This window comes from Pseudomonas sp. Marseille-P9899 (genome assembly GCF_903166565.1).
In the GTDB taxonomy this organism is placed as follows: domain Bacteria; phylum Pseudomonadota; class Gammaproteobacteria; order Pseudomonadales; family Pseudomonadaceae; genus Aquipseudomonas; species Aquipseudomonas huaxiensis.
Genome location: NZ_CAESCG010000001.1, coordinates 204,645 through 218,215 on the forward strand (window position 1 = coordinate 204,645; position 13,571 = coordinate 218,215).

Here is a 13,571-nt window from a genome sequence, read left to right on the forward strand (position 1 = left end):
TGTGCTTGAGGGGATCGAGGGCTAAAACCTGAACCTCACCCCGGCCAGCCAGCGCGTCTGCCCGACATCCCCGCCTTCATCCCGGGTCATCTCGGCCGTGTCGCCATACACCCGGTTGAACGACACCCCGACATAGGGCGCAAACCACGGCGTGATTTCGTAGCGCAGGCGCAGCCCGACCTCGCTGTCCGACAGCCCGGAACCCTGGGTGCGGCCCGGGTCATCGCGGCCATGCAGGTTCACTTCCACGTTCGGCTCAAACCGCCAGCGTTGGGTCAGGAGAATAGCGTACGCGGCCTCCAGGCGCAGCGCGGTTTGATGTCGCTCGCCTGCGTACAGCGTGGCTTCCAGCTCCATGCCGTAGAGCGGCGTGCCCTGGATGCCGAGGGCGGCCCAGGTCTGGCCGCTGCCCGGCTTGAAGTCCTGACGCAGGCCAGCGACCACTTCCCACCACGGGCTGACCGCATGGCCCCACAGCGCCTGCAGTTCGGCCTTGTGAGTCTTGCCCTGTTCACGCTCGCCTTCCGTGCGCAGCCAGAGCCGGTCGATATCGCCGCCGATCCAGGCATTGGCATTCCAGTTCAGCGCGCTGCTGTTCTCGACGTCCTGATATTCAAGTTGCTCGACGGTCACCGCCCAGTTGATCTGCCGGTCATGCACCTGATGGCCCGGCAGTGGCGGGAAGGCGGCCTGGCGATCGGCGTCGGTGATGGGCTTCAGCGGCGTGCGCGGCTGATCGGCGTTGGACGGCGGGCTGCCGTGGTCCATGCCGCCATGGTTCATGTTGCCGTGATTCATCGCGCCATGATTCATGCTGCCGTGATTCATGCCCGCGTGGTTCATCGCCGCTGCCCGCAGTTCTTCACTGCCCAGCAGCAACACCAGGGCCATGCCGCCGAGCAGCGGCCGGTTGAGTCGTTCATTCATCGACGCGCACCTCGCGGAACATGCCGGTCTCCATGTGATAGAGCAGGTGGCAGTGGTAGGCCCAACGGCCCAGGGCATCGGCGCTGACCCGGTAGCTGCGGCGGCTGCCCGGTGGCATGTCGATGGTGTGCTTGCGCACTTGGAACCGGCCGTGTTCGTCCTCCAGATCGCTCCACAGGCCGTGCAGGTGAATCGGGTGGGCCATCATGGTGTCGTTGACCAGGGTGATGCGCAGGCGCTCGCCGTATTTCAGGCGCAAGGGCTCGGCGTCGGAGAAGCGCACGCCGTCGAACGACCAGGCGAAGCGCTCCATGTGGCCGGTCAGGTGCAGTTCTATTTCCCGCCCCGGCTCGCGGCCATCGGGGTCGGCGAAGGTGCTCCGCAGGTCGGCGTAGCTCAGCACCCGGCGGCCATTGTTGCGCAGGCCGAGGCCGGGATCGGCGAGGTTGGCCTTTGGCGTCATGGTTTGCATGTCCACCAGCGGGTTATTGGTTTCCGACGCGGGGTGCTGCTGCATGCCGGGCATGTTGCCGTGGTCCATGCCGCTCATCTGCCTGTGGTCCATGCCGCCCATGCCCGCCATGGCACCGTGGTCCATGCCCATGTCGGTCATGCGCAGTCGTGGGCGCGGGTCGGTTGCTGGCACTGCGGCCTGCAAACCTGGCGCCCGGGCCAGGGTGCCGCGGGCGTAACCGCTGCGGTCCATGCTCTGGGCGAACAGGGTGTAGGCCGGCTGGTCGCCGACGCTGACCAGCACGTCATAGGTTTCCGCCACCGCCAGACGCAGTTCGTCTACGGTTACCGGTTGCACCGGCTGGCCGTCGGCGGCGATCACGGTGAGCTTCAGGCCGGGGATGCGGAAGTCGAAATAGGTCATCGCCGAGCCATTGATCAAGCGCAGGCGCAGGGTTTCGCCGGGCTTGAACAGGCAGGTGAAATTGCCCTCGGGCGCTTGGCCGTTAAGCAGATAGGTGTAGGTGGCGGCGCTGATATCGGCGATATCGGTCGGGGTCATGTGCATCTGCGCCCATTCCGTGCGTTCGGCCAGGGTCGCGCGCCAACCGTCGCGGGCGACATCGTCAACGAAGTCGCCCAGGGTGCGCTGCTGCCGGTTGAAGTAATCGGACTGCTTTTTCAGCGTCGTCAGCAGCTCGGCGGGTGGCTGGTCGCTCCAGTCGCTGAGCAGCAGCACGCAATCGCGCTGATAGACATGCGGTTCCGGTTCTTTCGGCTCGATGACGATGGCGCCATAGACGCCGGCCTGCTCCTGCAGCCCGGAATGGCTGTGATACCAGTAGGTGCCGTGCTGCTCCAGGGTGAAGCGGTAGAGGTAATCGCCACCGGGTTCGATACCGGCGAAACTCAGGCCGGGCACGCCGTCCATGTTGGCGGGCAGGATGATGCCGTGCCAGTGCAGCGACGTGGGTTCGGCGAGGCGGTTGCGCACCCGCAGGGTCACGGTGTCGCCCTCGCGCCAGCGCAGCACCGGGCCGGGCAGGCTGTCGTTGATGGTCAGCGCAGTGCGCGGCTTGCCGGTGAAGTTCACGGCCGTCTGGCCGATGAACAGCTCGAAGTGCTGGCCGGCCAGTTCGCCTGTGTTGCGCTTGATGGCCCAGGCGTGCGGGCGCCAGAGGCCGAGGCCGCCAAAGGCGCCGGCCGCGGCCAGGCCCTTGACGAAGGTGCGTCGGGTCGGGAGGTGGGGCATGGGGTCGTCTGTCCATCAGCAAAGATGGGCTGACCTTAGTCGCATGGTGCTGTCAGAAAACTGAGGTTTGAATTACAGATTTGTCAGCGAGAAAATAGCGGGCTTCATGCGCGGGATTTTTGCGCCACAGGATTTGAATGGTCGGTTGTACCAGGAGTAGCAATGGACAAAGTTATCATCATCACCGGTGCCAGCCGTGGCATCGGCGCCGCCACCGCGTTGCTGGCGGCGCGTCAGGGGTATCGGATCTGCATCAACTACCTCGCCGACGATGACGCGGCGCACCGCGTGCTGGCCCAGGTACGCGAACTGGGCGCCGAGGCGATCGCCGTGCGCGCCGACGCCAGCGTCGAGGACGAGGTGATCCACCTGTTCCAGCGGGTCGATCACGAACTTGGGCGGGTCACCGCGCTGGTCAACAACGCCGGCACCATCGGCCAGAAAAGCCGGGTCGAGGAAATGTCCGAGTTCCGTCTGCTGAAGCTGATGAAGACCAACGTGGTCGGGCCGATGCTCTGCGCCAAACATGCGCTGGCGCGCATGTCGACCCGCCACGGCGGCAGCGGCGGCAGCATCGTCAACGTTTCCTCGGTGGCCGCGCGACTGGGCTCGCCCAACGAATATGTCGACTACGCCGCCTCGAAGGGCGCGCTGGACACCTTCACCCTTGGCTTGGCCAAGGAAGTGGCGGGCGAGGGCGTGCGGGTCAACGCCGTGCGGCCAGGTTACATCTTCACCGACTTCCACGCCCTGAGCGGCGACCCGGACCGCGTCAGCAAACTGGAACCCGGTATCCCCATGGGCCGTGGCGGTCAGGCCGAGGAAGTGGCCGAAGCGATCCTCTGGCTGCTGTCGGACAAGGCGTCGTATTCGACGGGGAGCTTCATTGATCTGGGCGGCGGGCGCTAAGCGCGTTCGTCACCCAGCATCTGACCCACCCGCTCCACCAGCATTTCCAGGCTGAACGGCTTGATCATCACGCTCATCCCCGCGCCCAGCGGGCCGTCGCTGAGGGCGGCGCTCTCGTCGTAGCCGGTGATGAACAGCACCGGCAGGTCCGGGTGCAGGAGGCGGGCTTTTTCGGCCAGTTGACGGCCATTGAGGCCGCCGGGCAAGCCGATATCGCTGAGCAGCAGGTCCGGCCGCGGGCCGTGTTCGAGGGCGGGCAGGGCGGCGACGGCGGTTTCGAATGACTCGACCCGGTAACCGGAGTCTTCGAGGATTTCGGCGATCACCATGCTTAGCGCGGTCTGGTCTTCCACCAGGATGATCCGCCGACCGCTGTCGCGTTCGCTGAGTGTTTCATCGGCTTCGGCAACGCCGGGTGCTGGCGCCTGGTGATGGCGGGGCAGGAACAGTTCGACCCGGGTGCCGGAGCCGGGTGTCGAGGAGATTCGCAACTGGCCGCCGGACTGACGCACGAAACCGTAGGCCATCGACAGTCCCAACCCGGTGCCCTGGCCCATCGGTTTGGTGGTGAAGAACGGGTCGATCGCCCGTTCGACCACTTCCGGCTGCATGCCCTGGCCGTTGTCTTCGACGCTCAGGCACAGGTAATCGCCGGGGGCGAGGTCCAGGGCGCGGGCCTGTTCGTCGTCGAGGCTCAGGTTGTCGCTGCCGATGTCGATGCTGCCGCCGGCGGGCAGGGCGTCGCGGGCGTTGATGCAGAGGTTGAGCAGGGCGCTTTCCAGTTGCGGCGGGTCGATCAGGGTCGGCCACAGGTGGGCGGCGAAGTGGCAGCGGACGTCGATGGACGGCCCGACGCTGCGACCGATCAGGTCTTGCATGCCGCTGACCAGTCCGCCGACATCGGTCGCCTGCGGTTGCAGGGTCTGCCGGCGAGAGAACGCCAGCAGGCGGTGCACCAGCGACGCGGCGCGCTGCGCCGAACCGCTGACGGCATCCAGCAGCGGGGTGAGGTCTTCGTAACGGTGCTGATGGATGCGCTGGCGCAGTAACTCCTGGGCGCCGAGGATGCCGCCCAGCAGGTTGTTGAAGTCATGGGCGATGCCGCCGGTGAGCTGGCCGACCGCCTCCATCTTCTGCGCCTGACGCAGGGCTTCCTCGGCGCTGAGCAAGCGTTGCTGTTCTTCGATGCGCGCGCTGATGTCGTAGGCAAACAGGTACGCGCCCTGTTGCAGGCCTTCGCTGTCATACAGGGTGTTGAAACGCAGTTCATAGTGGCGGCGCCGCTCGCCGACACCGAAGGCTGCGTTCTCGATAAAGACTTCCCCGGCCAGGGCACGGCGCCACAGCGACAGGCCCAGCTCGCAGTCGGCGGGATAGCGGCCCAATGTCTGCTCGACGGTGTCGCCGACGTTGGGCACATGGTCGTAGAGAAAGTGAAAGTCTTTCAGCGACTGGTGGTTGATCGCCAGCCAGCGCAGGTTGCTATCCACCACCTGGACACAGGCCACGCTGTTGTCGACCAGCATGGCGAACAGCTCGCGCTCGGCCACGGCGCCGAGAATACGCTGCTCCAGTTCTTCGTTGAGGTGCACCAGGGCCTGTTCGGCGTGGCGTCGTGCCGTCACGTCCTTGAACAGCACGGCGACCTGACGGCGCTCGACCGGCTCGATGCGAAAGGTGCTGACCGAGAGAATACGGCCGGTGGCTACCAGTTCCTGCTCGAACTGCAGCGGTCGGCCGGTGCGCAACACCTGGCCGTAGCGGGCGACCCACTCGTCGGCTTCGTCGGGCACCATTTCCCGCAGTTTCTGACCGACCACATTGGGAATTCCGGTGTGCCGGGCGTAGGCCGCGTTGGCCGAGACATGGACGTAGTCACTGAGCGGGCCATGTGGGCCGTCGAAGAATTCGATGACACAGAACCCGTCGTCCATGGTGTCGAACAGAAAGCGATAGAACGCCTCGTTCAGCGGTTGCTGCTGCACCCGTTGCTGCTCCAGCGCCGCATTGCGTTCCTGGAGTTCGCGCAGTTGCTGGCGCAGGGCGTTCAATTCGCTGGTGGGCATGGGGTTTTCCGGAGGTGAACCATGCGGAACTTTAGCCTGACCAGCGGGGTGGCGGCTAGAACGAGCGTACGATCCGTCCGAGTGTCTCCATGGCTTTTTCCGATTGATCGCTCCACGGGCTGCCGTAGTTCAGGCGAATGCAGTTACGAAAACGCCGGGTCGGCGAAAAGATCGGCCCCGGTGCGATGCTGATGCCCTGGGCCAGGGCCATCTGGAACAGCTTCAGCGAGTCCATGCGCTCGGGCAGTTCCAGCCAGAGGAAGTAGCCGCCCGACGGCTGGCTGACCCGCACTTGCGCTGGGAAGTGCCGGGCGATGGCGGCGAGCATGGAGTTTTTCTGTTCTTCCAGGGCATAGCGCAGGCGCCGCAGATGGCGGTCGTAGCCGCCATGCTGGAGGTAGTCGGCGATGGCAGCCTGGGCCGGCATCGAGGCGCACAGCGAGGTCATCAGTTTCAGGCGCTCGATTTTCTGTGCGAAGCGTCCGGCCGCGACCCAACCGATGCGGTAGCCGGGCGCCAGACTCTTGGAGAAGGAACTGCAGTGCATCACCAGCCCTTCCGTGTCGAACGCCTTCGCCGGTTTGGGCGCTTGCTGGGCGTAATACAGCTCGGCGTAGACGTCGTCCTCGATCAGCGGCACCTGATGCTGGCGTAACAGCTCCACCAGCGCCTGTTTGTTGTCTTCCGGCATGCTCGCGCCGACCGGGTTCTGGAAGTTGGTCATGCACCAGACCGCTTTTACCGGGTGGCGCTCCAGGGTCTGTGCCAGCACCCCGAGGTCGATGCCATCACGCGGATGCACGGGGATTTCCACGGCCTTGAGCTTGAGCCGTTCCAGCACCTGCAGGCAGGCATAGAAGGCCGGCGCCTCGATGGCCACCAGGTCGCCCGGCTCGGTGACGGCCTGCAAACACAGGTTCAGGGCTTCCAGCGCGCCGTTGGTGATCAGCAGTTCTTCCATCGGCAACATCAGCCCGCCGACCATGTAGCGCAGGGCAATTTGCCGGCGCAGGTGCGGGTTGCCCGGCGACAGGTCGGTAACCACCATGCGCGGGTCCATGTCGCGACTGGCGCTGGCCAGCGAGCGGGCCAGGCGCGGCAGCGGGAACAGCGCCGGGCTGGGGAAGGCCGAGCCGAAGGGCACGGTGTGCGGGTCCTTGATCGACTCGAGAATGGAAAACACCAGTTCGCTGACATCGACCTCGGTGGACTCGTTGGCCGACTCGCTGATCTGCGGCTCGCTGAACGGCCGCGGGGCGTGGGCGTTGACGAAGTAGCCCGAGCGCGGCCGGGCGCGGATCAGCCCGCGCCGCTCCAGTAGGTAATAGGCCTGGAACACTGTGGACGGGCTGACCCCGTGGGTCTGGCTGGCGTAGCGCACCGACGGCACCCGCTGGCCGGGGCCGAGGACCCCGGAGTAGATCAGTTCAGCAATGTCGTCGGCGAATTTCTCGTAGCGTTTCATCATGGCTCTGCACGGTCGGACTGCAACGCAGTGTATGTGATCAGCGGTTCAGCGGCGCGACGAAACGGCTGCGGGCAACGCTGCGGATGTTCGGCTCGTCGCTGTCCACCAGTTCGAAGTCCAGCTCCAGCGAACTGCTCGCGGGACGGTCGCTCAGCATCGCCACCGACACCGGCAACTCGGCCATTTCTCCGGCGGGGATGCTGAAGTGGGTCTTGCCGTGCAGTTCGAAGCCCTCGGCGTTGAGCAGGCGCAGGTCGTAGTTCTGCGGTTGCAGGGTCTTGTTGATGACCTTGAGGATGTAGATGTTCTCGATCTGGCCGAGGGCGTTCTCGCGGAACAGGCCACGGTCCTTGATGATGTCCATCGACACCATTGGCCGCTCGTGCAAGGCAATCGCCAGCGCGCCGATCATCACCACCAGCACCGTCACATAACCCAGCAGGCGCGGGCGCAGCCAATGGGTGTGGCCACCTTGCAGGCTGTGCTCGGACTTGTAGCCGATCAGTCCGCGGGGGTAGTTCATCTTGTCCATGATGCTGTCGCAGGCGTCGATGCACGCCGCGCAGCCGATGCATTCCATTTGCAGGCCGTCGCGGATGTCGATGCCGGTTGGGCAGACCTGGACGCACATGGTGCAGTCGATGCAGTCACCGAGGCCACTGGCCTTGTGGTCCACTTCCTTTTTACGCGGTCCGCGGGACTCGCCGCGGCGCGGGTCGTAGGCCACGGCCAGGGTGTCCTTGTCGAACATCACGCTCTGGAACCGGGCGTAAGGACACATGTGCATGCACACGGCTTCGCGCATCCAGCCGGCGTTGATGTAGGTGGCGCCGGTGAAGAACAGAATCCAGAACAGGCTGACGCCGCCTGCCTGCAGGGTGAACAGCTCTTCGGCCAGGGGGCGGATCGGCGTGAAGTAACCGACGAAGGTCAGGCCGGTCATTACGCTGATGGCGATCCACAGGGTGTGCTTGGTGGCGCGCCGGGCCAGCTTGTTGACGCCCCACGGCGCCTTGTCCAGCTTCATGCGCTGGTTACGGTCGCCTTCGGTGACTTTCTCGCACCACATGAACAGCCAGGTCCAGGTGCTCTGCGGGCAGGTGTAACCGCACCAGACGCGGCCGGCGAACACGGTGATGGCAAACAGGCCGAAGGCGCAGATGATCAGCAGGGCCGAGAGCAGGATGAAATCCTGCGGCCAGAAGGTCGCGCCGAAGATATGGAACTTGCTATCCGCCAGATCCCAGAGCACGGCCTGGCGGCCATCCCAGGTCAGCCAGGCGGTGGCGAAGAACAGCAGGAAAAGGAAACCCGCGCCACCCAGGCGCAGGTTGCGGTACAGACCGGTGAAGCTGCGGGTGTAGATGTGTCCGTCGCTGCTGTTGGCGGCCTTCTTCTTGTGGGTCGGCTCGGCAATTTCAACGATCTGGACGGGAATATGTTCGCTCATGGTTCGTCGCTCATCAGGCCTCGATCAGGCCAGAGCACTATGGCGACCCATCTGTTTGCATAACAGGCTCAGGTATTTCTATAAAAACCGTATCAGATCGTCCTCGAAACGGCTCCGGGCCTTAGATTATCGAGCCCGGAACGCTACTTTTCAGATGCCTGCGACCATCCACCGCACCCGCTACAGTCAGCGCATCGGCCTCGGCTTCGGTGATGGGCACACGCTTGCCGGCCAGTTCGGCGACCGACATGCGCAGGTCTTCATCGGTGGTGACCTGTACTTCGCTGGCGGCGCCTTCGATATTCAGGTCTTCGCCGATCAGGGTGCAGCGTTGGGTCTGTTCGTTGATTTCTACAGGCATGACGGTGTCCTCGGTAGGCGCGAGCGTGCTCGCGAACGGGCTGCAACGGCCCTTACTGTAGTGACCCCGCCCAGTGTCCGGTTACTGGCCCTGACCGATCAGCGGTCATATCGCACTTTGCCTCGCACTTTGCAGAACGTGCCGTTGTCCATCCCATAACTTCCCTGACGATGGACACGGCCATGGACGCTTGGTGGCATGAGGTGTGGGTGACGCTGGTGGCGGAATTCGCCGACATTACTGATGCCAAGCAACTGACGCAGGTTTCAGTGCGCCTGGTGATGGCGGCGCTGCTGGGCGCGGTGCTGGGGTTCGAGCGGGAGATGAAGGGCAAGGCTGCCGGGGTGCGCACCCACATGCTGGTGGCGATCGGCGCGGCGCTGTTCGTGCTGGTGCCGCGCATGGCCGGGGCCGATGATGCGGCGTTGAGCCGGGTGGTGCAGGGCATCGTTGCGGGGATCGGCTTTCTCGGTGCCGGGACCATTCTCAAAGGCCATGACCAGGACGCCAGTCATGTGAAGGGTCTGACGACCGCCGCTGGCCTGTGGATGACCGCCGCGATCGGCGTGGCCGCCGGTATGGGGCGCGAAGCCACGGCGCTGGTCAGCACATTGCTGGCGCTGGCGGTGCTGGGGGTAATGCCGCTGGTGGTGAATCGCCTGGAAGGCAAGGACGAGGAACACGAGGAGAAAAACTGAAAGGCCGGAATGCACTGAGGGGAGCCGAAGCTCCCCTCAAAGATTGTCGCGTGCTCTTTTTTTGTTATTGGAGGGCGGCCTATTGTTGTTTTTGGCAGCCGTTGCCTCTTTGGTGCATGTTCGATCCCCATCCGGGATCAAGAGCAAACGTATTTTTTTGAGCGCTGATCGACCTTCATCATTGCTGATCCAACCGTGACGGGCGCTACCTTGAGGTAGTTTTATTGTTCTCTGTCTGGTTGCGGGGCACGCCCCCGAAAAGTCATCCTCTCCAAAAAAATCAGTTAGCTTCGCCTCTACCGTTTTGTTCTTGTTGTTCGAGAGCCGTTACGTCTTATTTTTATTGGGTTTGCCGCATTTCTTATTGTTGTTGTACGGAAGATATAGCAGGTGCCGTGCCAACTTTTTAAAACCTAATGAAATCAATGGTTTAGAGATTTCAGGGGAAAAGCTGGCACGGGGAATTCTGCTGATTTGTTTCCGTGTTACCCGGAATTTCCCTGTGAAGTGTGAAGGCGGTAACACTTTGTGTCAGTGAGGGAGGTGTTACCGCCGGGCCTCAGCCGGCGTTACGGGCGCGCGCCACACGGGAGCCATTGGCACGGCCCAGCACCGCGCTGATGCGCTGGCCGGCCTGGATGAGTTTTTCCAGGTCGATGCCGGTCTCGATGCCCAGGCCCTGGAGCATGTACAGCACGTCTTCGCTGGCGACGTTGCCGCTGGCGCCCTTGGCGTAGGGGCAGCCACCGAGGCCTGCGACCGAGCTGTCGAATACGTTGATCCCTTCCAGCAGGCTGGCGTAGACATTGGCCAGGGCCTGGCCATAGGTGTCATGGAAGTGCCCGGCCAGTTGCGGGCGCGGTACCTGGGCGCCGACCACGTTGAACAGGTGGCGGGTCGCGCCGGGCGTACCGGTACCGATGGTGTCGCCGAGGGAGACTTCGTAGCAGCCCATCTCGTACAGCTCGCGGGCGACCGCGGCGACCTGGCTGGCGTCCACCTCGCCTTCATAAGGGCAGCCCAGCACGCAGGACACGTAACCGCGCACGCGCATCCCGTGCTGGCGCGCACCTTCCATGATCGGCACGAAGCGTTGCAGGCTCTCGCTGATGGAGCAGTTGATATTGCGCTGGGAGAACGCCTCCGATGCCGCGGCGAACACCGCCACTTCCTTGACCCCGGCGGCGAGGGCGTCCTCGAAACCGCGCAGGTTCGGCGCCAGGGCCGCGTAGGTGACACCGGGCTTGTACTGGATTGCGGCGAAAACCTCGGCCGACCCGGCCATCTGCGGCACCCATTTCGGCGAGACGAAACTGCCGACTTCTACGTAGGACAGGCCGGCAGCGGTCAGGTCATTGACCAGCCGGACCTTGTCCGCGACGCTGATGGGTTGGGCTTCATTCTGCAGACCGTCGCGAGGACCGACTTCGACCAGACGAACTGTGGCGGGCAATGGCATGGCTTCGGGTTTCCTGTGTGGGCTCAGTGGCCGTTCTTCTGATTGTTCAGGGTGTTGGTCAGCGCCAGCATGCAGCGCTCTTCGGCGGTGTCGAGTTCCAGTTGCATCTGCTGGATGTCGAGCAGTTGCTGTTCAAGTTGGGCGCGGCGCTCGGCGATCTTGGCCAGCATGCTGTTGAGCTGCTTGGTGTTGCCGCCGGAGGGATCGTAGAGCTCGATCAGTTCGCGGCATTCGGCGAGGGAGAAACCGATGCGCTTGCCGCGCAGGATGAGCTTGAGGCTGACCTTGTCGCGGGCCGAATAGATACGCTCCAGACCGCGGCGCTCGGGGCTCAGCAGCCCCTGTTCCTCGTAGAAACGGATCGCCCGGGTGGTGATGTCCAGCTCGCGGGACAGGTCGGAGATGCTGTAGGTCTGGCTGCTCATTGCGCGGGGCTCGATGATGAAGGCAATGGGCCTAACCTATAGGCAGGTTTACGTTTACGTCAAGGTCGATGTGGGCGTAGGTGTAGGAGCGAGCTTGCTCGCGAATGGCGGCCGTTACCCCTGCATCCGCGCAATCACGTCCCACAACCGCGGGTCCTCGAAATCTGCCACCACCAATTGTGCCCCGGCTTCCAGCAGCGCTTCAGGCTGCTGGCTGGTGGACAAGCCCACGGTAAAGATCCCCGCGCCGCTCGCCGCCTTCACTCCCGGCAACGAATCCTCGAACGCCAGCGAATGCGCGGCCCGTGCATCCAGCCTGTGCAGACCGGTGAGGTAGGGCAGGGGGTCGGGCTTGGCCCGGGCCAGTTCTTCGGCCACCAGCACATGCTCGAAGCGCCCGGCCAGGCCCAGGGCATTCAACATGTGCTCGGCATTGGCCCGCGGCGCGTTGGTGACCACCGCCATGCCGATCGCGTTTTTCTGTGCATGCGCCAGCAGGGCCAACAGCCCAGGGGTGGGCTGCAGGATCGGCGACAGCGAGCGGAAGCGCGCTTCCTTGCGGTCGGCGAACTCCAGATGCTCGCTCAGCGGGCGATCAGGAAACAGGTAGCGGCACAAATCCGCATTGGCCCGACCACTGACATGGGCGTCGAAGTCTTCCTCGGTGAGGGTGCGGTCTTCTTCGCTCAGCAGTTGCTGCATGGCCAGCAGGTGGAGCTTGTCGGTATCGGCGAGGGTGCCATCGAGGTCGAACAGCAGGGCATCGAGCATGGAGAACATCCGTGAATCAGTGGTCGGCCATGATAACCGCAACGGCACGCCGATCAGCGGGGCTGGTCAGCCGGAAACGAAAAGAGTACAAATGTGCTCCATGACGACTCTATCCCCAAAACGCGCTGCCATCCTCACCTTCATCCGCGACCGCATCGCCGATAAAGGGCAGCCCCCCAGCCTCGCGGACATCGCCCAGGCCTTTGGTTTCGCCTCGCGCAGCGTGGCGCGCAAGCATATCCAGGCGCTGTGCGAGGCCGGCCTTATCGAGATCACCCCCAACCAGGCCCGCAGCATCCGCCTCGTCGGCCGGCTGCGCCGTCCCGAAGTGCTGGAAATCCCGGTGCTGGGCCAGGTGGCGGCGGGTCGGCCGATCGGTCCGGATGTGGGCATCCACGAACAACTGATGCTCGACGCCCACCTGTTCAGCCGCACCCCGGATTACCTGCTCAAGGTCCGTGGCGACTCGATGATCGACGACGGCATCCTCGACGGCGACCTGGTTGGCATCTACCAGCAGGCCGCCCCCCGTGACGGCCAGATCGTCGTCGCCCGGCTCGATGGCGAGGTGACCATCAAGCGTTTCGAAAAGGCTGGCGGTCATTACCGACTGCTTCCCCGTAACCCGGCCTATGCGCCGATCGAGGTCGGCCCGGATCGCGACTTCGTCATCGAAGGCGTGTTCTGTGGCCTGGTGAGGCGCGACTGATGGGCGCGGTGGTCAGCCTCGACGGGCTGCTCGACACGCGGCGGGTCTGGAAGGGCCGGCCACTCGCCGAGTCCCACGGCCTGCAGCCCACCGGGCATGCCGCGCTGGATGCGCTGTTGCCGGGCGGTGGCTGGCCACCGGCGGCGCTCAGCGAGTTGCTGCTGAGTGAAGAGGGCGCGGGCGAACTGCACCTGCTCTGGCCCAGCCTTGCGCGGTTGAGTTCGGCGGGCGAGCGTATCGTTCTGGTGGCGCCACCCTTCATTCCCTATCCCCCGGCGTGGCAGGCGGCGGGTGTCGATCTGCGCTGGCTGTCGGTGGTCGAGGCCAGCGCCACGGAAAGCCTCTGGGCTGCCGAGCAATGCCTGCGCTCCGGCAGTTGTGGCGCCGTGCTGTGCTGGCCCCGGCGTGCTGACGACCGTGCGTTGCGGCGGTTGCAGGTGGCGGCGGAAACCGGTCAGGCGCTGGCGTTCGCCTGCCGCGATCAGTCGGCGGCGCTCAACCCGTCGCCCGCTGCCTTGCGGATTGCCATCGATGCCAGTCCGGCGCGCTGGCGGGTGCTCAAGTGCCGTGGCGGGCTGGCGCCGAATACCCCGATTGCCGCCCCCGGCCGTGTGGGCTGAAGT

The 13,571-nt window shown here is 64.5% G+C and carries 13 protein-coding genes; 4 read left to right on the top strand and 9 right to left on the bottom strand.

Features of this window, described 5'->3' with window-relative positions:
* Positions 1–21 precede the first annotated feature (21 nt).
* The gene (locus HWV67_RS00995; protein ID WP_175649543.1) at positions 22–927 is read right to left on the bottom strand and encodes a copper resistance protein B; all 906 of its coding nucleotides are present in this window, start codon (positions 925–927) and stop codon (positions 22–24) included.
* The gene (locus HWV67_RS01000; RefSeq protein ID WP_175649544.1) at positions 920–2,632 is read right to left on the bottom strand and encodes a copper resistance system multicopper oxidase; all 1,713 of its coding nucleotides are present in this window, start codon (positions 2,630–2,632) and stop codon (positions 920–922) included. The genes HWV67_RS00995 and HWV67_RS01000 overlap by 8 nt, the downstream gene beginning before the upstream one ends.
* A gap of 162 nt (positions 2,633–2,794) precedes the next feature.
* On the opposite strand from HWV67_RS01000, the gene HWV67_RS01005 reads away from it, so the two are divergent.
* Positions 2,795–3,541 (top strand): SDR family oxidoreductase, encoded by a 747-nt coding sequence (locus HWV67_RS01005; RefSeq protein WP_110972257.1) that lies wholly within the window; start codon positions 2,795–2,797, stop codon positions 3,539–3,541.
* On the opposite strand, the gene HWV67_RS01010 is transcribed toward HWV67_RS01005, so the two are convergent.
* The 4 genes from HWV67_RS01010 to HWV67_RS01025 form a co-directional block, all read right to left on the bottom strand.
* A complete protein-coding gene (locus HWV67_RS01010; RefSeq protein ID WP_175649545.1) occupies positions 3,538–5,607 on the bottom strand; it encodes a hybrid sensor histidine kinase/response regulator in 2,070 nt (689 codons plus the stop codon). The genes HWV67_RS01005 and HWV67_RS01010 overlap by 4 nt on opposite strands.
* 55 nt (positions 5,608–5,662) lie before the next feature.
* Positions 5,663–7,072, bottom strand: coding sequence for a GntR family transcriptional regulator MpaR (mapR, locus tag HWV67_RS01015; RefSeq protein ID WP_175650941.1), 1,410 nt, complete (start codon positions 7,070–7,072; stop codon positions 5,663–5,665).
* 40 nt (positions 7,073–7,112) lie between these two features.
* Positions 7,113–8,525 carry a cytochrome c oxidase accessory protein CcoG gene (gene ccoG, locus HWV67_RS01020; protein WP_175649546.1) on the bottom strand — a complete coding sequence of 471 codons (1,413 nt, stop codon included), beginning with the start codon at positions 8,523–8,525 and terminating at the stop codon, positions 7,113–7,115.
* A 121-nt stretch (positions 8,526–8,646) separates the two neighbouring features.
* A complete protein-coding gene (locus tag HWV67_RS01025; protein WP_095157216.1) occupies positions 8,647–8,886 on the bottom strand; it encodes a DUF3203 family protein in 240 nt (79 codons plus the stop codon).
* 182 nt (positions 8,887–9,068) lie between these two features.
* Here HWV67_RS01025 and HWV67_RS01030 point away from each other — a divergent pair, with 182 nt between their 5' ends.
* Entirely contained in the window at positions 9,069–9,584 is a 516-nt protein-coding gene (locus HWV67_RS01030) for an MgtC/SapB family protein (RefSeq protein ID WP_110972261.1), read from the top strand.
* Between the two features lie 559 nt (positions 9,585–10,143).
* Here HWV67_RS01030 and HWV67_RS01035 read toward each other — a convergent pair.
* The 3 genes from HWV67_RS01035 to HWV67_RS01045 form a co-directional block, all read right to left on the bottom strand.
* Positions 10,144–11,043, bottom strand: coding sequence for a hydroxymethylglutaryl-CoA lyase (locus HWV67_RS01035; protein WP_175649547.1), 900 nt, complete (start codon positions 11,041–11,043; stop codon positions 10,144–10,146).
* 23 nt (positions 11,044–11,066) lie between these two features.
* The gene (locus tag HWV67_RS01040) at positions 11,067–11,468 is read right to left on the bottom strand and encodes a MerR family transcriptional regulator (RefSeq protein ID WP_095157219.1); all 402 of its coding nucleotides are present in this window, start codon (positions 11,466–11,468) and stop codon (positions 11,067–11,069) included.
* A gap of 114 nt (positions 11,469–11,582) precedes the next feature.
* Entirely contained in the window at positions 11,583–12,239 is a 657-nt protein-coding gene (locus tag HWV67_RS01045; RefSeq protein ID WP_175649548.1) for an HAD family hydrolase, read from the bottom strand.
* Between the two features lie 91 nt (positions 12,240–12,330).
* On the opposite strand from HWV67_RS01045, the gene lexA reads away from it, so the two are divergent.
* Positions 12,331–12,948, top strand: a complete 618-nt coding sequence (gene lexA / locus HWV67_RS01050) for a transcriptional repressor LexA (protein WP_175649549.1) — start codon at positions 12,331–12,333, stop codon at positions 12,946–12,948.
* Positions 12,948–13,568 carry a translesion DNA synthesis-associated protein ImuA gene (gene imuA / locus HWV67_RS01055; protein ID WP_175649550.1) on the top strand — a complete coding sequence of 207 codons (621 nt, stop codon included), beginning with the start codon at positions 12,948–12,950 and terminating at the stop codon, positions 13,566–13,568. Before lexA ends, imuA begins: the two co-directional genes overlap by 1 nt.
* Positions 13,569–13,571 lie beyond the last annotated feature (3 nt).

Excerpts from the sequence above, each read along its gene's own strand:
- lexA (WP_175649549.1), top strand. The coding sequence starts at position 12,331 with ATGTGCTCCATGACGACTCTATCCCCAAAACGCGCTGCCATCCTCACC.
- HWV67_RS01045 (WP_175649548.1), bottom strand. The coding sequence starts at position 12,239 with ATGCTCGATGCCCTGCTGTTCGACCTCGATGGCACCCTCGCCGATACC.
- HWV67_RS01005 (WP_110972257.1), top strand. The coding sequence starts at position 2,795 with ATGGACAAAGTTATCATCATCACCGGTGCCAGCCGTGGCATCGGCGCC.
- HWV67_RS01000 (WP_175649544.1), bottom strand. The coding sequence starts at position 2,632 with ATGCCCCACCTCCCGACCCGACGCACCTTCGTCAAGGGCCTGGCCGCG.
- HWV67_RS01035 (WP_175649547.1), bottom strand. The coding sequence starts at position 11,043 with ATGCCATTGCCCGCCACAGTTCGTCTGGTCGAAGTCGGTCCTCGCGAC.
- HWV67_RS01030 (WP_110972261.1), top strand. The coding sequence starts at position 9,069 with ATGGACGCTTGGTGGCATGAGGTGTGGGTGACGCTGGTGGCGGAATTC.
- HWV67_RS01040 (WP_095157219.1), bottom strand. The coding sequence starts at position 11,468 with ATGAGCAGCCAGACCTACAGCATCTCCGACCTGTCCCGCGAGCTGGAC.
- imuA (WP_175649550.1), top strand. The coding sequence starts at position 12,948 with ATGGGCGCGGTGGTCAGCCTCGACGGGCTGCTCGACACGCGGCGGGTC.
- HWV67_RS01025 (WP_095157216.1), bottom strand. The coding sequence starts at position 8,886 with ATGCCTGTAGAAATCAACGAACAGACCCAACGCTGCACCCTGATCGGC.
- HWV67_RS01010 (WP_175649545.1), bottom strand. The coding sequence starts at position 5,607 with ATGCCCACCAGCGAATTGAACGCCCTGCGCCAGCAACTGCGCGAACTC.
- HWV67_RS00995 (WP_175649543.1), bottom strand. The coding sequence starts at position 927 with ATGAATGAACGACTCAACCGGCCGCTGCTCGGCGGCATGGCCCTGGTG.
- mapR (WP_175650941.1), bottom strand. The coding sequence starts at position 7,072 with ATGAAACGCTACGAGAAATTCGCCGACGACATTGCTGAACTGATCTAC.
- ccoG (WP_175649546.1), bottom strand. The coding sequence starts at position 8,525 with ATGAGCGAACATATTCCCGTCCAGATCGTTGAAATTGCCGAGCCGACC.